Genomic DNA, 17,825 nt, shown 5'->3' on the forward strand with positions numbered 1-17,825 from the left:
CTGTTGCCCGGCACCGGGTGCGTCGCGCGGCACCGGCTCGCGTTCCGGGCGGCGCGGCGCGGCTGCCGACGAAGTCCCCACTCTGCTCGAACGCCCGGTCTGACGGGTGGGATTTACTGTGGAGCCATGACGAACCGGCTCGCGTCCGCGACCAGCCCGTACCTGCTCCAGCACGCCGACAACCCGGTGCACTGGCACCCGTGGTCGCCCGAGGCGTTCGCCGAGGCGCGGGAGCGCGGCGTCCCGGTGCTGCTGTCGGTCGGGTACGCGGCCTGCCACTGGTGCCACGTCATGGCGCACGAGTCGTTCGAGGACGACGTCACCGCCGCGTACATGAACGAGCACTTCGTGAACGTGAAGGTCGACCGGGAGGAGCGGCCGGACGTCGACGCGGTCTACATGGCGGTCACGCAGGCGTTGAGCGGGCACGGGGGCTGGCCGATGACCTGTTTCCTCACGCCCGACGGCGAGCCGTTCTACGCGGGCACGTACTACCCGCCGGTGCCGCGGCCGGGCATCCCGGCGTTCCGGCAGGTGCTGGAGGCGATCACGCACGCCTGGCACGAGCAGGGCGACGAGGTGCGCGAGTCGGCGGCGAGCATCGTGTCCCAGTTGACGTTCAAGCCGCTGCCCGAGTCCACAGTGGACGCCGACGTGCTGGACGGCGCGGTGGTGTCGCTGCTCGGGCACTTCGACCGCGCGCACGGCGGGTTCGGCGGCGCGCCGAAGTTCCCGCCGTCGATGGTGCTGGAGTTCCTGCTGCGCGACCACGAGCGGACCGGGTCGGTGGAGGCGCTGTCGATGGTGCGCGCCACCTGCGACGCGATGGCGTCCGGCGGGCTGTACGACCAGTTGGCCGGCGGGTTCGCGCGGTACAGCGTCGACGCGGGCTGGGTGGTGCCGCACTTCGAGAAGATGTTGTACGACAACGCTTTGCTGCTCCGCGTCTACACGCACCTGAGCCGCCGCGACGAGTCCCCGCGGTACCGCGAGGTGGTGCGCGGGACGGCCGAGTTCCTGCTGCGGACGCTGGGGACGGCCGAAGGCGGGTTCGCCGCGTCGCTGGACGCCGACACCGACGGCGTGGAAGGCCTGACCTACGTGTGGACGCCCGCGCAGCTTGCCGAGGTGCTGGGTGAGGCGGAGGGCGCTCGGGCCGCCGTGCTCTACGGCGTGACAGAGGAGGGCACGTTCGAGCACGGCTCGTCCACCCTGCGGATGCTCGGCGCGCCCGACCCGGCGGTCGCGGCGAAGCTGTTGGCAGCGCGGGAACTCCGGCCGCAGCCGGGGCGTGACGACAAGGTCGTGACGGCGTGGAACGGCCTGGCGGTCGCGGCCCTGGCCGAGGCCGGTTCCGTGTTCGGCGAGCCGCGCTGGGTCGAGGCGGCCGTGCGGGCGGCCGAGTTGCTGCTGGACGTCCACCTGGTCGACGGCCGCCTGCTCCGGACGTCCCGCGACGGCGTGGCGGGCGCCGCCGCCGGCGTGCTGGAGGACTACGGCTGCCTCGCGGACGGCCTGCTCGCCCTGCACCAGGCGACCGGGGAGGCACACTGGCTCACTGTCGCATGTGGACTGCTGGACACGGCGCTGGCGAGGTTCGCCGGCCAGGAGCCCGGCGTGTACTACGACACCGCGGACGACGCCGAAGCGTTGGTGCAGCGGCCCTCCGACCCGTCCGACAACGCCACCCCGTCCGGCGCGTCGTCGCTGGCGTCCGCGCTGCTGACCGCGTCGGTGCTCGGCGCGCCGCGGCAGGCGGAATACCGCTCGGCGGTCGAAGCCGCCGTCTCCCGCGCCGGCCTGCTGGCCGCCCGCGAGCCCCGGTTCGCCGGGCACTGGCTGAGCGTCGCGGAGGCGTTGACCCTGGGTCCTGTCCAGGTGGCCGTGGTCGGCTCGTCGACGGAGCTGGTGTCGGCCGCGTGGCACGGCGTGCACGGCGGCGGCGTGGTCGTGGCCGGCGCGCCGGACGCCGCGCCCCTGCTGGCCGACCGCCCGCTGGTCGACGGCGCGCCCGCGGCCTACGTGTGCCGGGGCTACGTGTGCGACCGGCCGGTGACGACGGTCGGAGAGCTGGTCGGAGCCCTTCACCGGTAGCGAACGGTCTTGTGTTCGGCCGTTACCGGCGTAGCGTCGGCATCGACGTAATCATGTAATCGAGGTGGTTCTGATGCGACGTGGATGGGGCGGGCGGGGCTCGCCGCAGATCGACCAGCCGCCGGCCGACGACGCGGCGGCCTGGTTCGCGGGCAGGCTGCCCGACGGCTGGTACACCGAGGCGCCGACCGTGACGGTCGACCGCGAGGAGATCCTGGTGGTGGGACAGCTCCCGCCGCTGGAGGGCACGTTCGCCGACGAGGCGGAACAGGCGGCGGCCGAGTCCGGCCGGATCAGCCGGCACCGCGAGGACACCCGCGAGGCCCGGATCGAGATCGCCCGCCAGGCCGAACACCGCTACCGCCGCAAGGTGGCGTGGGGCGCTCGGCTGGGCGGCACGGCGGAGCTGTTCACGACCCTGTCCGTGCCGGTGATGACGAGGCTGCGGCAGCCGGAGCGGAAGGTGCTGGACACCCTGGTGGCGGCGGGCGTGGCCCGGTCCCGCTCGGAGGCGCTGGCGTGGGCCGTGCGCCTGGTCGGCGAACACGCGGACACGTGGCTGACCGAACTGCGGGAAGCGATGTCCCGGGTGGACGACCTGCGAGCCCAAGGCCCCGAACTGGCCTGATGATGATCCCCCCGGGTCTCCGGTACGTTCGGGACCGGGGGGATCATGACCATCTCGTACGACATCACGTGGGACCTGGACCCGTCGGCGGCCACGTTCCGCGGCCGGACCTCGTTGCGGTTCAACGAGAAGCGGTCGCACGCGGAACTGGCGGCGGTCGAGGTCCACCGGGCGACGCTGAACGGCCGCGACGTGCCGTGGGACGGCTCGCGGCTGGCGCTGGACGCGGTCGGGGACAGCGTGCTGGAGGTCGACGCGGTCTTCGCGTACGCCGAGGACCGGGGCTTCCTGAAGGCGACCGTCGACGGCGACGCGTACCTGTACGCGTACCACTACCCGAACTGGACCCAGCGCAGCTTCTGCTGCTTCGAGGCCGGCCTGCGCGGTGTCGTCACGCTGAACGTCAACGCCCCCAACGCTTCGGTGCTCACCAGCAACACCACGACCCCCGTCGTCCCGTACGCCGTCACCGCCGCCGTGGGGCCGTGGGCGGAGGTCGGCGCGGACGTGCACGCCATGCGCACCCGAGCCGCCGACCGCGACCGGGGCGCGGCGGTGTCCCGACTCGTGACCCGGTCCATCGCGTACTACGAACACCTGCTCGGCGTGCCGTACCCGTACGGGACGTGCGCGGCGGTGTTCGTGCCGGACATCCCGTCCTTGGCGTTCTCGTCGGCGGGCCTGGTGCTGTTCGCCGACGAGGCGTTCGACGCGCTGGCGACCCGTGAGCCGAGGTACGCGGTGACCGTCGTCAGCCACGAGGTGGCACACCAGTGGTCGGGCAACCTGGTGGACGCCGAGCCGTGGCTGGTGGAAGGCCTGGCGACGTACCTGAGCCGGCTGGCCACCGAGGAACTCCTGCCGGGTAGCCGGCCGTGGTCGGACCTGGACACGGCCCCCTTACCGGACCGGCCCTACGCGGCGCACCTGGCACGCATCGTCGCCGTGGAAGAAGCCATCGGCCGAACCGCCCTGCTCCAGGGCCTGGCCACCTACTTCCGGCGCCACGCCCACACGACGGCGAGCTGGGCCCACCTCCAGGCGTGCTGGAGGCAGTGAACGAGCAGGTCAGGAGTAGATCGCGTACCAGACCGCGATGTAGTGGCAGAGCGCCGCCAGCACCGTGGCCGCGTGGAAGAACTCGTGGTAGCCGAAGACGTCCGGCCAGGGGTTGGGCCAGCGGGACGCGTAGAAGATCGCGCCCGCCGTGTACAGGAGGCCGCCGACCAGGAGCAGGACCAGCGCGCCGACGCCCACGTGGTGCAGGAGGTCCGGTAGGACGAAGACCGCCACCCAGCCCAGGGCGATGTAGATCGGCACGCCCAGCCACCTCGGCGCGTGCGGCCACGCCAGTTTCAACGTCACGCCGCCCAGGGCGCCCAGCCACACCACCGCCAGCACCACGTTGCCGGTCGACGGGGGCATCGCCAGCAGGGCGAACGGGGTGTAGGTGCCCGCGATGAACACGAAGATCATCGAGTGGTCCAGGCGCTTCATCCAGGTTCGGGCCCGGACGCTGACCCAGTTCACGCGGTGGTAGAGGGCGCTGACGCCGAACAGGCCGATGACCGTCGCGCTGTAGACGGACGTCGCCAACGCCGCTTTCGCGGACACCGTGGACGCCGCCAGGGCGACCAGGGTGGCGCCGGTGACCACCGACACCACGAACGACCAGAAGTGCAGCCAGCCTCGCATCCGAGGCCGCAGCGCGGGTGCCGGCGGTTGGGGGAGGGTAGACGCGGTCACCCTTTGGAGGTTACGGGAGCGTAGGTGAACCGGTCAGCACACGACAGCGTGACCGCGCCCACCCGGCGTACGCTCTTCCAGCGTGGGTCTTCGCGAACGAGTCAAGAGCGTCCTCCTCAAAGGGTACGAGTTCCGCCTCAACCGATGGCTCGACGGCAAGCAACGGCCGCGGCACGTCGGAGTGGTGTTGGACGGCAACCGGCGGTGGGCGAAGGAAGCCGGGTTCGCCGACGTCGCGCACGGTCACCGGGCGGGCGCCCGCAAGATCCTGGAGCTGCTCACCTGGTGCCGGGAGGCCGAGGTCGAGGTGGTCACGCTGTGGATGCTGTCCACGGACAACCTGAACCGGCCGGCCGAGGAGCTGGGGCCGCTGCTCGACATCATCGCCGACATCGTCGACGAGATCGCCGAGCCGGGCAACCCGTGGCGGATCCGGCACGTCGGCGCGCTGGACATGCTGCCGACCGAGACCGCCGCCCGGCTGTCCGCCGCGTCCCTGCGCACCAGGGGCCGCACCGGGCTGGAGGTCAACGTCGCGGTCGGCTACGGCGGACGTCAGGAGATCGCCGACGCCGTCCGCAAGCTCCTCCAGAAGCACGCCGAGTCCGGCGGCACGATCGAGGAACTCGCCGAGGTGCTGGACGTCGACCACATCGCCGAGCACCTGTACACGTCCGGCCAGCCCGATCCGGACCTGCTCATCCGCACGTCCGGTGAGCAGCGGCTGTCCGGGTTCATGCTGTGGCAGTCGGCGCACTCGGAGTTCTGGTTCTGCGAGGCCTACTGGCCGGAGTTCCGCCGCACCGACTTCCTGCGCGCCCTGCGCGACTACGCGATCCGACACCGCCGCTTCGGGTCCTGAGGCCGCTCCCACGCGCCGGTCCAGCTTGACGCTCCGATCGCGACGGTTCGATCCGCTCGACGGTCCGGGTCCGGCCCGCTGTCCCGGCCTCGGTCCACCTGACGACACGGCGGGACGACACGGGGACGCCGAAGGGCGGCGCCCCCCGTCCGGGAGCACCGCCCTTCAGCGGACGTCAGCGAGACTCAGCTCTCGTGGCCGCTGTGGCCACCGTTGTGGTCGTTGTCGTCGTTGTCCGTGGTGATGCACTCGTTCTCGTCGTTGTGCGACAGGATCGGGACGGCGATGACGTTGACCTCGACGTTGCAGACGTTGAGGTGGCTCAGCAGGTCGGAGTCGTTGCCGAAGTTGATCAGGCCGAACTGGTCGGCCTCATCGCCCTCCTCGCCTTCCTGGTAGTACGAGTGCAGCTCGCCGATCGCGGTGTAGTTGGCACCGGGAGCGTAGTCGTGGTGACCGTGGCCGGGCGTCGCGAAGGCGGGAGAGCCCAGCATCATGAGGCCAGCCGCGGCGATGGCGACGGCGCCTGCCTTCTTCATCATGTGAAACACACTCCTCTAGTGGGAATTTGTGGTGACACCCGGAATCTCAGCCGAGTATTCGGGGAGTCTGGCGGCTCAGGCGGTAAGGCCTTCGCCTCGGTAATTTACCGGGCGCCGGTGGGCGTTGCAGCCGCCTAACACCATCGTGTGAATTATCCGTGTCGCAGTTGTCGGTGATGCCGGCCGGGCGCTGATCCGCGCGCTGTTCAGCGGCGGATTCCACGGTATTGCACAGCCACTGTTCTCTGCAGCACGTTCACCCCAGCGGGGTGAACGTGCAGACGCGCCCTGTGCGGTTCGCGCACAAATGCGTGGAATGGTGTAGGGCGGTCCTGTCCGGGGCGGCTCGACCACCGGGGTGCGGCTGCGACATGGGTCGCCGTAGTGCCGTACACGTCCCGATCGTCGGAATTCGACCGATTCCGGATCTCGATGTCGTGGTCGGCCCTCATCGGTTTCGACGCCGGGACTGGACGGGCGGGACGCGGTGGTCCGCGGTTCGCTGCGGACGCGGACCACCGCGCGGCGGCTCGGGTGCTCGGTCAGCCGTTGTCGCTGCCGGTTTCGTGGCCGTTGTGGGCGCCGTTGTGGTCGTTGTCGTCGTTGTCCGTGGTGAGGCAGAGGTTCTCGTCGTTGTTCGACAGGACCGGGACCGCGATGATGTTGATCTCGGTCTGGCAGAGGAGGTTGAGGTGGCTCGCGGCGTCCGAGTCGTTGGCGAAGTTGAGGAGACCGAACTGGTCGGCCTCGTTGCCACCTTCGCCGCCATTTTGGTACTGGTGCCAGGCGCCGACGGCCTGGCTGATGGCGCCGTGTCCGTGTCCGTGCCCGTGGCCATGTCCGTGACCGTGACCGTGCTCGTGGGGCTCGCCGGCGACGGCGAATGCCGGAGAGCCGACCATCATCAGTCCGGCCACGACCGCGGCGACGGTGCTTGCCTTCTTCAGCACTTTCACTCTCCTCTTCGTGGGTTTCCCCGTTGAACCAGCGCTGCGCGAAAGCCCGGAAGCGGGTTCGTCAGCCGGCAAAGTACCGAACATCAGTCCCGGGATGGATGTCGATCACACCATTGTGTGATGGGCGAATCGCTCTTTACCCCCCGTTGGGGTGCTTGTGCCCGGTTAATCGAGCGGTGGCGGTGGGCTGTGGTAAACCGGTGGGTCATCTCGTACCCTCTTCAGTCCGTGGACGGAGACCGGATCGTGCGGGAGTACCAACTCCTCGGGCTGAGGCTCGGGAAGCTGGTGCCGGGGGTGGTGGATTCCTTCACCGGCGACCGCGCGCTGCGCCGCCAGGTCGACGACGAGCCCCGGCCGCACCCGGCCGCGCTGGCCGAGCACGCCACGCTGCTGCGCCGCGAATTGCCCGACGCCGAGCTGGAGTCCGCCCGCAAGCGCTTCCTGGACGCCCACCTGACCGCCCTGGAGTGCACCGCCCGCAAGCTCGCCGGCGTGCGCGTCGCGTTCGTGGACGAGGTGCGGGCCTACTTCCAGGTGGACGTCCGGCTGGGCAACCCGGACACCTACCGCCACGCGCACGCGCGGCTGGGCGAGGTGCTGCCCGGCGGCGGGTCGCTGGCCGAGCGGCTGGCCGACCACCGCGCGGGGGACACCGTGCCGCCGCGCAAGCTCAAGGCCGCCGTGCACGCCCTGTCCAGCGCCCTGCGCGACCAGGTCCGGCAGCACTTCGCGCTGCCCGCGCACGAGGTCGTGGAGTACGAGATCGTCGGGGACAAGCCGTGGAGCGGGTTCAACTACTACCTGGGCGACTTCCGGTCGCGGGTCGCGATCAACGCCGACCTCGGGCACCGCATGTCGAACCTGCCGCACCTGGTCGCCCACGAGTCCTACCCCGGCCACCACACCGAGCACTGCCGCAAGGAGGTCGGCCTGGTCGGCAAGCGCGGGCACGCCGAGCAGTCGATCTTCGTCATCAACACCCCGCAGTGCCTGATGGCCGAGGGGATGGCCGAATTGGGCCTGCACGCGGCGGTGGGTCCGGGCTGGGGCCGGTGGACCGAGCTGATCCTGCGCGACCTGGGCCTGCGGATGGACGGCGACCAGGCTGAACGGGTCGAGGCGGCGGCGGCCGGCCTGCTCGCCGTGCGGCAGGACGCGGCGCTGATGCTGCACGACCGGCGGGCCTCGCCGGACGACGTGGTGGCGTTCCTGCGGCGCTGGCTGCTGGTGCCCGAGCAGCGGGCCCGGCACATGCTCAGGTTCCTGGCCGACCCGCTGTGGCGGGCCTACACCACGACCTACGTGGAGGGCGCGTGGCTGGTCCGCGCCTGGCTCGACATGCGTCCACCTGGTGAGACGTTGTCTGAGCGTTACCTGAGACTTCTGGACGAGCCCATGGTGCCTGCCACGCTGGAGGCGGATCTGCGGGACGGGGTGCCCCGGCTGCCGTCCGGTGGCCGCTAGCCGGACCGGCGTACCGGCGCTGAGCTGCGTGGACGACGTCAGGGTGCGGGTTCGTGACGGCCGGTTGCCGGGCGCGGGCGGCCGACGTGGTGATCTTCCCGTGGATTGCGGCTACGTGACGAATCGGCGAATCACCTGTGTGGCTGCCTGCAAACCGGGTACCGGCGGAGGTAACTTCCGACTTGGCGGACCGCGTCCACTGCGGACCGCGCAGGGAGGCCCTGATCGTGGCTGTTGTCGAAGTGCCGGCGCCGCCGGCGACGATGAGCGCGAGGGGGCCGGCACCCGGCCCTCGTGGTCGACGCGTCTGAGACGTGCCGGCCGATCGGGGTGGTGCCTGGCCCAGCGAGGAGCGGACGCGGGTGCCGCGTTCGTGAGGGAGTTGCCGTGAACGCACGACGACCCGCGAGCCGTTCCTCAGGCTCATCGCGCAGCACTTCCCGGCGCCGTGGCGCGCCGACCGCCCATACGTACGTGGTGGACACGTCCGTGCTGCTCTCCGACCCACTGGCCATGACGCGGTTCGCCGAGCACGAGGTCGTGCTGCCGCTCGTGGTGATCAGCGAGCTGGAGGGCAAGCGGCACCACCCCGAGCTGGGCTGGTTCGCGAGGGAAGCGCTGCGTCTGCTCGACGACCTCAGGCTCCAGCACGGACGCCTGGACAACCCGGTGCCGATCGGTGACGTCGGCGGCACCCTGCGCGTCGAGCTCAACCACTCCGACCCGGAGGTGCTGCCCGCGGGTTTCCGCACGGACTCCAACGACGCCCGGATACTGGCCTGCGCGCTCAACCTCGCGGCCGACGGCAACACGGTCACCCTGGTCACCAAGGACATGCCGCTGCGGGTCAAGGCCGGCGCCGTGGGGCTGCCGGCCGAGGAGTACCGCGCGCATGACGTGACTTTGTCCGGATTTACCGGAATGTCCGATGTGGACGTGGACCAGTCCGTGGTGGACGCGCTCTACCGGGAGAGCGTCATCGACCCGGCGGAGCACGACCTCGGGCACGTCGCCGAACTCCCGTGCCACAGCGGCCTCCGCATGCTGGCGGGCACGTCGAGCGCGTTGGGCCGGGTCACGCCGGACAAGCGGATCAGGCTGGTGCGCGGCGACCGCGAGGCGTTCGGGGTGCACGGCCGGTCCGCCGAGCAGCGCGTCGCCCTGGACCTGCTGCTGGACACCGAGGTCGGCATCGTCTCGCTGGGCGGACGGGCCGGCACCGGCAAGTCGGCGCTCGCGCTGTGCGCGGGCCTGGAGGCGGTGATGGAGCGCCGCCAGCACCGCAAGGTCGTGGTGTTCCGGCCGCTGTACGCGGTGGGCGGGCAGGAGCTGGGCTACCTGCCCGGCTCCGAGAGCGAGAAGATGCAGCCGTGGGCGCAGGCGGTGTTCGACACCCTCGGCGCGCTGGTCAGCCAGGACGTGGTGGAGGAGGTCATGGACCGCGGCATGCTGGAGGTCCTGCCGCTGACCCACATCCGGGGCCGGTCGCTGCACGACTCGTTCGTGATCGTGGACGAGGCGCAGTCGCTGGAGCGCAACGTGCTGCTCACCGTGCTGTCCCGGCTGGGCGCGAACTCGCGGGTGGTGCTCACCCACGACGTGGCGCAGCGGGACAACCTGCGGGTCGGGCGGCACGACGGCGTGGCGGCGGTGATCGAGAAGCTGAAGGGCCACCCGCTGTTCGCGCACGTCACGCTGACCCGTTCGGAGCGTTCGCCGATCGCGGCGCTGGTGACCGAGATGCTGGAGGACTACGCCTCTTGACGTAGTGACGAAAGGGGGGCTTTCCCGAGTGGAAAGCTCCCCTTTCCCTCTTGTTCACCGGGATTCGATTTGTGACGAATATACCGGTCCGGACGAGTGGTCGCCGGTACCCTTGCGCTTGTGTTGACCATGCTGCCGGTCGCGGCCTCCGCCTTCACGCCGGAAACCGCGGTGGGCTACGGCTTGCTCGGCACGGGGATCGTCGCCGCCGTGAGCGCCGCGGTGCTGGCGGTCCGCTCGCAGAGCAGCCGGTCCAAGGACCGCCAGCAGCTCGCGGCGGAGGACGTCGAGGCCACCAAGCAGCTCCTGGACGCGCCGCAGGGCACCCCCGCGCCGCCGCAGGTCGCCAAGTGGGAGCAGCACGCGACCGAGACCGCGCGCACCCAGCTCGACCTCTACCTGCGCAACTCCGAGGCCGCGCTGCGGCAGAGCGCCACCAGCTTCCGGGTCGGGATGGCCGCCGCCGGCGTCGGGTTCCTGGTCGTCATCGGCTCGCTGGTGTGGCTGCTCGCCGTGGACCGCGACGTGGCGCTGGCGGGCGTGATCAGCGGCGTGGTGTGCGAGGCGATGGCGGCGCTGTTCTTCGCCGAGACCAAGGCCACCAGGGCCCGCACGGCCGCGATGCTCGACCGGGCGCAGGCCGAGGCCGACCGGGTGGTGCGGGCCAGGGCGGCGCTCGCGGTGGCGGCCGACATCACCGACGTGACCACCCGCGAGACGTTCCTCGCGGACATCGGCCGCTGGCTGCTGGGCAGCGAGCCGGTCGCCGAACCGACGGCCGTGGAGGCGCAGTGAACCGTCCGGGACTGCCGATCGTGCTCGGCGCCCTCGCCGTCGTGCTGATCCTGGTGGGCTTCTTCGCGCTGAACGGCTCCGAGGGCGAGCCGGACGACGGCTGCCTGAAGCTCACCATGTGGTCGTCGGACGAGAAGGCCCCGCTGTTGGAGGAGGTCTCCCGGCGGTACCGGGACTCCGGCCGCCAGACCGACGGCCGGTGCGTGAACGTGGCCGTCTCGGTGTACTCGTCGCAGGGCGCGGTGGACGTGCTGGCGGACGCGCCCGGCTCGGACCCGTCGGCCAAGCCGGACCTCTGGGGCCCGTCGTCGCGGTACTGGCTGGACAGCCTGCGCGCGGCGATCGCGACCCGGCCGGGCCGGGTCCGCTCCGTGCCGGAGAACCCGCCGACGCTGGCCAGCTCGCCGATCGTCATCGCGATGCCCGAGCCGATGGCGCGGGAACTCGGCTGGCCGGAGGGCGCGATCGGCTGGCGGGACATGATCGCCCTGGCGCAGGACCCGAACGGCTGGGGCTCGCGCGGCAAGCCGTGGGGCGCGTTCAAGATCGGCAAGACCAACCCGGTGCACTCCACCACCGGCCTGCTGGCCACCATCGCCACGGCGACGGCGCTGTCCGGCTCCAGCGACGCGCTGAGCCCGGCCGCGCTGGACAACCCGGCGGTCGCGGGCGGCCTGCGGGCGCTGGAGAACAGCGCCGTGCACTACGGCAAGCACTCTGCGGTGTTCGTCCGCAACCTGTACACCGCCGACCAGGAGGGCCGGTCGCTGGACTACGTCAGCGCGGTCGCCCTGGAGGAGAAGGTCGTCCTGGACTACAACCAGGGCATCCTGGTCGGCAACCCGCCGGTCACCACCGCGCCGCCGAAGGTCAAGCTGGCGGCGGTGTTCCCGACCGACGGCACGACCGTGTCGGACAACCCGGCGATCGTGGTCGACGCCGAATGGGTGACCGACCAGAAGCGGCGGGCGGCGGAGGACTTCCTGCGGTTCGCGCAGGAGAACCGGCAACTGTTCACCGACGCCGGGTTCCGGGACGGCGAGGGCGTCCCCGGCGAGAAGCACGTCGAGGCCAACGGCACGCCCACCAACCCGTCGTTCCGGCTGGTCCGCACGCCGTCCTTCGAGGTGGCGACGGGTGTCCGGGAGCTGTGGCAGCGCAACCGCAAGCGGGCCAACGTGCTGCTCGTGGTGGACGTGTCGAAGTCGATGGAGAAGGTGGTCGACGGCGTCGGCCGGACGCGGCTGGAACTGGCGCGCGACGCGGCCCGGCAGGTGCCCGGCCAGCTCACCGAGGACGACACGCTGGCGCTGTGGGAGTTCAGCAGTCCGCTCGGCACCGAGCCGAGGCCGTGGCGGGAACGCGTCGCCGCCGGGCCGGTGGGCGTGGTGCGGGACGCGTTCGGGCGGGAGGTGGAAGGCCTCCAGCCGACCGGGGCGACCGAGCTGTACGAGTCGACCAGGGCCGCGGTGGAGGACGTGCGCGGCCGGTACGACCCGACCCGCATCAACGCCGTCGTGCTGCTGTCCGACGGCCGCAACGAGCCGTCCCGGCCGGAGGGCCTGACCACGCTGGTGAACGGGCTCAACGCGGCGGACAAGGACCGGGTGGTGCGGGTGTTCTCCATCGCCTACGGGGACGAGGCGGACCGGGACGCGCTGGGGAAGATCTCCACCGCCTCGCGGGGCGGCTACTACGACTCGACCGACGCGGCGCGGATCGAGTCGGTGATGGCGGACGTGCTGTCGAACTTCTAGGCTGCCGGGCCGTCGAGCGTCTGTCGGTCGAGCGTCTGTTGGTCGAGCGTCTGTTGGTCGAGCGTCTGTCAGTCGAGCGCGCGGCGCATGAAGCCGCGCATCCCGAGTGCGCCGAAGCCGATGATCGAGCCGACCAGCACCACGAAGCACACCCACAGCGGCATGTGCGGGACGTCCGGCGCGAGCACCGCCCTGGTGCCCTCGCTGACGTAGGTGAGGGGGTTGAGTGCGCACAGCACCTGGAACCACCGCAGGTTGTCGAGTTGCGCCCACGGGAACTGCGCAGATCCCGTGAACAGCAGAGGGGTCAGGATGACCGCGAACATCACGTTGATGTGCCGCGGCGACACCGCCGTGCCGATCACCATGCCCACCGCCGCGCCCGCCAGCGAGCCCAGGATGATCACCAGCAACGCCACCGGCAGACCGGACACCGGCCACGTGACGTCCAGCATGACGAACCCGATCGGGACCATCAGGACCGCCGCGAGCAGGCCGCGCAATGCTCCGAACACCATCTTCTCCACCGCCACCAGCGGGATCGGGATGGGCGCCAGCAGCCGGTCCTCGATCTCGCGGGTCCAGGAGAAGTCCAGCACCAGTGGGAGGGTGGTGTTCTGGAGCGCGCCCAGGAAGCCGTTCATCGCCACGATGCCCGGCAGCAGCACGGCGGCGAAGTCGCCCTGCACGAAGCCGATGTCGCCGAGCACCTTGGCGAAGATGAACAGGATGAAGAACGGCTGGACGATCACCTGCGCGAGGAACGCCGGCAGCTCGCGGCCGGTGACGAAGATGTCCCGCCAGAGGATGGCGTTGAACGTGCGCAGCGCCGTCATCGCAGCTCCCGGCCGGTCAGGTGGATGAACACGTCTTCCAGGCTCGGCTTGCCGATGGACAGGTCGGTGACCGCGCAGTCGAGGCGTTCCAGGGTGCGCAGGACGTCGGGCAGCGCCACGGCGGGCGCGATGTCGGTGTACAGGCGGAACAATCGCGCCTCGTCCGCGGTGGCGATCTGCTCGACCCGCTGCACGCCGTCCACTTCGGACAGTGCCCGGCTCACCGGATCGGGACCTGCGCCGTCGAGGCTGACGGTGACGCTGAGCGTCGTGCTGCCGGGCAGCGTGTTGGTCAGCGCGGTGGGGGAGTCGAGCGCCAGCAGCCTGCCGTGGTCGATGATGCCGACCCGGTCGCACAGCTTGTGCGCCTCGTCCATGTCGTGCGTGGTCAGGACGACCGTCACGCCGTCCGCGTGCAGCGCCGCCACCCGGTCGTGCACGAACAGCCGCGCCTGCGGGTCGAGACCGGTCGACGGCTCGTCCAGGAACAGCACCTTCGGCCGGTGCATGAGGGCACGCGCGATCATCAGCCGCTGCGCCTGGCCGCCGGACAGGCTGTCGACCAGCGCCTTCGCGTGGTCCTGCAAGCCCATCCGCGCCAGCACCTCGTCGGCCAGCCGAGTGCGCTCGGCACGGCCGAGGCCGTGGTAGGCGGCGTGGAACAGCAGGTTCTGCCGGACGTCGAGCGCCCGGTCCAGGTTGTTGCGCTGCGGGACGACCGCCAGCAACTGCCGCGCCCGCTGCGAGTCGGCCACCACGTCGACGCCCTCCACCAGGGCCCGGCCCGAAGTCGGCCGCACCCTGGTGGTCAGCACTCCCACGGTGGTCGTCTTGCCAGCCCCGTTCGGGCCGAGCAAGCCGAACACCTCACCTCTGCGGACGGTGAAGCCCAGGCCGTCCACGGCGCGCTTCCTGCCGTTCTTGTAGACCTTCACCAGGTCCGAGACCACTACGGCGTCGTCCACACGGCACAGCGTATTCAGGCGTCGCAACCAGGGACCGGTTCGCGGAACCCGTCACCGGCTCGGGTGGACCGGCCCGTCCGGTTTCACCAGCCGCCCGGCAGTGGGCGTCCCTCCGCGAACCCAGCGGCCGACTGGATGCCCAGCGTCGCCCGTTCGTGGAACTCCTCCAGGTTCGCCGCGCCCGCGTAGGTGCACGCCGACCGCACGCCCGCCGTGATGGAGTCCAGCAGGTCCTCCACCCCGGGTCGGGTCGGGTCCAGGCGCATCCGGGAGGTCGAGATGCCCTCCTCGAACAGGCCCTTCTTGGCGCGCTCGAACGCGTTGTCGGTCCGGGTGCGAGCGGACACGGCGCGCTTGGACGCCATGCCGAACGACTCCTTGTAGAGCCGGCCCGACTCGTCGCGGTGCAGGTCGCCGGGCGACTCGTAGGTGCCCGCGAACCAGGACCCGACCATGGCCGCGCTCGCCCCGGCCGCCAGCGCCAGCGCCACGTCACGCGGGTGCCGCACACCGCCGTCCGCCCAGACCTGCTTGCCCAGCGCACGCGCCTGCGCCGCGCACTCGGCGACCGCCGAGAACTGCGGCCGGCCGACGCCGGTCATCATCCGCGTGGTGCACATCGCGCCCGGCCCGACACCGACCTTGACCACGTCCGCGCCGGCCTCGACGAGGTCGCGCACGCCCTCGGCGGTGACCACGTTGCCCGCCACCACCGGCACGGTCGGCGACGCGTCGCGCACCGCCTTGAGCGCGGACACCATCTTCGCCTGGTGCCCGTGCGCGGTGTCCACGACGAGCGTGTCCACACCGGCCTTGAGCAGTTCGACGGCCTTCGCGCGCACGTCGCCGTTGACCCCGATCGCCGCCGCGACCCGCAACCTGCCCTCGACGTCCACGGCCGGCGCGTACACGTCGGCGCGCAGCGCGCCCAGCTCGGTCATGATGCCCCGCAGGCGACCGTCGGCGTCCACACCCAACGCGACCTTCCGCGGGCCGCCGTGCAGCCGGTCGAACACCTCGCGCGGCGGGGTGTCCAGCGGCACCGTGACGATCCGCTCGTCCGCCAGGTCGTGCAGCCGGGTGAACCGGTCGACACCGCCGCACGCGGCCTCGTCCACGACCCCCACCGGCCGCCCGTCCTCGTCCACGACGACGACAGCGTCATGCGCCCGCTTGTGGATCAGGTTGAGGGCGTCGGCCACCGAGTCGCCGGGGGCGAGGGTGAGCGGCGTGTCCCAGACCGGGTGCCGCTCCTTCACCCAGGAGACGATCTCGGTCACCGCCTCCGGGGCGACGTCCTGCGGCAGGACCACCAGCCCGCCGCGGCGGGCCACGGTCTCGGCCATCCGACGCCCGGCGACCGCGGTCATGTTCGCGACCACGACCGGGATGGTCGCCCCCGTGCCGTCGGAGGTCGACAGGTCGACGCCGAACCGGGACTCCACGGCCGAGGGGCCGGGCACCAGGAAGACGTCGTCGTAGGTCAAGTCGTAGCTGGGCTGATGCCCTTCGATGAATCGCACGAGACTTTGACACTACCCGTCGTCGGCCCGTTTCGCCGTTGCCTGTTCCGGCACCGGCCGCACACACCTCACGGCATGCGGAAACCGGCATTCAGTTGGGTGATCCTCCACTTGGCGACTGATCGCCTACCTGACGTCGCTGGGCCGGGCGGTCGCGCGTCGTGCCGATCGGGGCGTGCCCCGCGGATCGGGTCGGGCGACTGCGTGTCCTGCCGGGCCGGTCGGGCTGGGCAGGTGCGCGTCGTGCCGATCGGGGCGTGCCGTGTCGACCGCTTGTGCGCGTGGTGCCGGGCTGCCGGTGCGGGGTCAGGGTTCGGTGGTCGCCGGTTGACCACCTCCCTTCGGCAGGAGTGCCCGGACCGCGTCGATGGTGTCGGCCTCGGCGGCGTCCTTGTCCGGTCGGTACCGCACGACGCGGGCGAAGCGCAGGGCCACCCCGCCCGGGTAGCGCGGGCTGACCTGGACGCCGTCCAGTTCGATCTCGATCACCAGTTCCGGGCGCACCTCGACCACCCAGTCGCCCCGGACGGTCGCGATCGCCAGCAGTTCGCGGGTCTGCCACGCGAGCAGTTCGTCGGTCAGGCCCTTGAACGTCTTGCCGACCATCACCGGCGGGCCGCCGTTCGGGTCGCGGGCGCCGAGGTGCAGGTTGGACAGCAGGCCCTTGCGCCGGCCGCTGCCCCACTCGACGCCGAGCACCACCAGGTCCAGGGTGTGGACCGGTTTCACCTTCTGCCAGGAACGGCCGCGCCTGCCTGCCGCGTACACCGACGCCAGCGACTTCACCATGACGCCCTCATGGCCCGCCGCCAGCGCGGTCTCCAACACCTGCGCGGCCTGCTGCTCGCTCGGCTCGACCACGCCCGGTATGACGTGGTCGCCGGCCGCCTTGCGCAGCGCGGCCAGGCGCTCGCGCAGCGGTTCGTCGAGCAGGTCCACGCCGTCCAGGTGGAGGCAGTCGAAGAAGAACGGGCTCAGCAGCAGGTCACGGGTGCTCCCCGCCGGTGCGCGCGCCCCGGCGGCGTCGAGCAGCGCGCCGAACCGGCTCATCGTCTCCTGGAACGGCCGGGGTTTGCCGTCGTCGGCCAGCGCCAGCGTCTCCCCGTCCAGCACCACGGACGTGCAAGGCAGCCCGCGCACCAGCTCCACCAGCTCGGGCACGGTCCCGGTGATCTCCCGCAGGGTGCGGGTGAACACGCGGACCTCGGCACCCGACCGGTGCACCTGGATGCGCGCGCCGTCGAGCTTGTGCTCCACCACGCACGCGCCGAGCTCCGCCAGCGCCGCGGGCAGCGACTCGGCGGGTGAGGCCAGCATCGGGCGGACCGGGCGCCCGACCTCCAGCCGGAACGCCGCCAGCGCCGCCTCGCCCCGCAGCGCCGCCACCGCCGTCTCCGGCAGCTTCCCGGACAGCATGAACGCCCGCCGGACCACCTCGCCGGGCACGTCGGCCGCCCGCGCGATGGCGTCCAACATCACCCCTTCGAGAGCGCCCTGGCGGAGTTCACCGGTCAGCAGGCGGCGCAGGAAGTCCTGCTCCGCCCCGGTCGCCCGGCCGAACAGCGCGGTCAACGCCTCGACCCGCCGCTGCGCCGAGCCCTTGCCGCTGATCGACGCGTACGCGCCCAGCGCCTCGTCCACCTCGGACACCGTCAGCCTCGGCTCGGGGGCGGGCGGCGGCGAGATGTCGAAGACCGTGCGGTAGCCCGCCCCGATGCGCCCCTGGCTGGGCACGCCGATCAGGAACGACACGACCGCGGGCGTGCTCATCCGGCGCACCAGCTCGGCCAGGGCGGAGACCTTGGCCAGGCGGGAGCGCGTCGCCGCCACGGCGGCCGACGTCTCGACGACTTCGGTGAACAACACGCCGCCCATGGTGCACCCGACCAC

15 protein-coding genes are annotated in these 17,825 nt (G+C 71.5%); 8 read left to right on the forward strand and 7 right to left on the reverse strand.

What is annotated here, in order from left to right; translation table 11 throughout:
• Nucleotides 1-126 precede the first annotated feature (126 nt).
• The 3 genes from ACQPZF_RS04230 to ACQPZF_RS04240 all read left to right on the forward strand — a co-directional run bounded on the left by ACQPZF_RS04230 (nucleotide 127) and on the right by ACQPZF_RS04240 (nucleotide 3,781).
• Nucleotides 127-2,094, forward strand: coding sequence for a thioredoxin domain-containing protein (locus ACQPZF_RS04230; protein ID WP_433268430.1), 1,968 nt, complete (start codon nucleotides 127-129; stop codon nucleotides 2,092-2,094).
• A 73-nt stretch (nucleotides 2,095-2,167) separates the two neighbouring features.
• Nucleotides 2,168-2,722: a hypothetical protein gene (locus ACQPZF_RS04235; protein WP_433268432.1), complete on the forward strand. Its 555-nt coding sequence runs from the start codon at nucleotides 2,168-2,170 to the stop codon at nucleotides 2,720-2,722.
• Between the two features lie 45 nt (nucleotides 2,723-2,767).
• Complete coding sequence (locus ACQPZF_RS04240; RefSeq protein ID WP_433268434.1) at nucleotides 2,768-3,781, forward strand: M1 family aminopeptidase; 1,014 nt, start codon at nucleotides 2,768-2,770, stop codon at nucleotides 3,779-3,781.
• 9 nt (nucleotides 3,782-3,790) lie between these two features.
• Here the strand turns inward: ACQPZF_RS04240 and trhA are convergent, their stop codons facing one another.
• Nucleotides 3,791-4,417 (reverse strand): PAQR family membrane homeostasis protein TrhA, encoded by a 627-nt coding sequence (gene trhA / locus ACQPZF_RS04245; protein ID WP_433274430.1) that lies wholly within the window; start codon nucleotides 4,415-4,417, stop codon nucleotides 3,791-3,793.
• 133 nt (nucleotides 4,418-4,550) lie between these two features.
• Here trhA and ACQPZF_RS04250 point away from each other — a divergent pair, with 133 nt between their 5' ends.
• On the forward strand, nucleotides 4,551-5,330 hold the full coding sequence (locus ACQPZF_RS04250) for an isoprenyl transferase (protein WP_433268436.1): 780 nt from the start codon (nucleotides 4,551-4,553) through the stop codon (nucleotides 5,328-5,330).
• Between the two features lie 185 nt (nucleotides 5,331-5,515).
• Here the strand turns inward: ACQPZF_RS04250 and ACQPZF_RS04255 are convergent, their stop codons facing one another.
• Nucleotides 5,516-5,872: a hypothetical protein gene (locus ACQPZF_RS04255; RefSeq protein WP_433268438.1), complete on the reverse strand. Its 357-nt coding sequence runs from the start codon at nucleotides 5,870-5,872 to the stop codon at nucleotides 5,516-5,518.
• A gap of 542 nt (nucleotides 5,873-6,414) precedes the next feature.
• A complete protein-coding gene (locus tag ACQPZF_RS04260) occupies nucleotides 6,415-6,828 on the reverse strand; it encodes a hypothetical protein (protein WP_433268440.1) in 414 nt (137 codons plus the stop codon).
• Between the two features lie 228 nt (nucleotides 6,829-7,056).
• On the opposite strand from ACQPZF_RS04260, the gene ACQPZF_RS04265 reads away from it, so the two are divergent.
• From ACQPZF_RS04265 to ACQPZF_RS04280, 4 genes are all read left to right on the forward strand, one after another.
• On the forward strand, nucleotides 7,057-8,295 hold the full coding sequence (locus ACQPZF_RS04265) for a DUF885 domain-containing protein (RefSeq protein ID WP_433268442.1): 1,239 nt from the start codon (nucleotides 7,057-7,059) through the stop codon (nucleotides 8,293-8,295).
• Nucleotides 8,296-8,769: 474 nt separating this feature from the next.
• Entirely contained in the window at nucleotides 8,770-10,059 is a 1,290-nt protein-coding gene (locus ACQPZF_RS04270; protein WP_433268444.1) for a PhoH family protein, read from the forward strand.
• A 129-nt stretch (nucleotides 10,060-10,188) separates the two neighbouring features.
• Nucleotides 10,189-10,854: a TRADD-N-associated membrane domain-containing protein gene (locus tag ACQPZF_RS04275; protein WP_433274432.1), complete on the forward strand. Its 666-nt coding sequence runs from the start codon at nucleotides 10,189-10,191 to the stop codon at nucleotides 10,852-10,854.
• Nucleotides 10,851-12,611, forward strand: coding sequence for a substrate-binding domain-containing protein (locus tag ACQPZF_RS04280; RefSeq protein ID WP_433268446.1), 1,761 nt, complete (start codon nucleotides 10,851-10,853; stop codon nucleotides 12,609-12,611). The genes ACQPZF_RS04275 and ACQPZF_RS04280 overlap by 4 nt, the downstream gene beginning before the upstream one ends.
• A gap of 68 nt (nucleotides 12,612-12,679) precedes the next feature.
• Here the strand turns inward: ACQPZF_RS04280 and ACQPZF_RS04285 are convergent, their stop codons facing one another.
• From ACQPZF_RS04285 to ACQPZF_RS04300, 4 genes are all read right to left on the reverse strand, one after another.
• Complete coding sequence (locus tag ACQPZF_RS04285; RefSeq protein ID WP_433268448.1) at nucleotides 12,680-13,447, reverse strand: ABC transporter permease; 768 nt, start codon at nucleotides 13,445-13,447, stop codon at nucleotides 12,680-12,682.
• On the reverse strand, nucleotides 13,444-14,412 hold the full coding sequence (locus ACQPZF_RS04290) for an ATP-binding cassette domain-containing protein (RefSeq protein WP_433268450.1): 969 nt from the start codon (nucleotides 14,410-14,412) through the stop codon (nucleotides 13,444-13,446). The genes ACQPZF_RS04285 and ACQPZF_RS04290 overlap by 4 nt, the downstream gene beginning before the upstream one ends.
• Before the next feature lie 83 nt (nucleotides 14,413-14,495).
• Entirely contained in the window at nucleotides 14,496-15,935 is a 1,440-nt protein-coding gene (locus tag ACQPZF_RS04295) for a GuaB1 family IMP dehydrogenase-related protein (RefSeq protein WP_433268452.1), read from the reverse strand.
• Nucleotides 15,936-16,241: 306 nt separating this feature from the next.
• Nucleotides 16,242-17,801, reverse strand: a complete 1,560-nt coding sequence (locus tag ACQPZF_RS04300) for an ATP-dependent DNA ligase (RefSeq protein WP_433268454.1) — start codon at nucleotides 17,799-17,801, stop codon at nucleotides 16,242-16,244.
• Nucleotides 17,802-17,825: the final 24 nt, after the last annotated feature.

It is taken from the genome of Actinosynnema sp. CS-041913, assembly GCF_050942485.1.
Classification (GTDB): Bacteria; Actinomycetota; Actinomycetes; order Mycobacteriales; family Pseudonocardiaceae; genus Actinosynnema.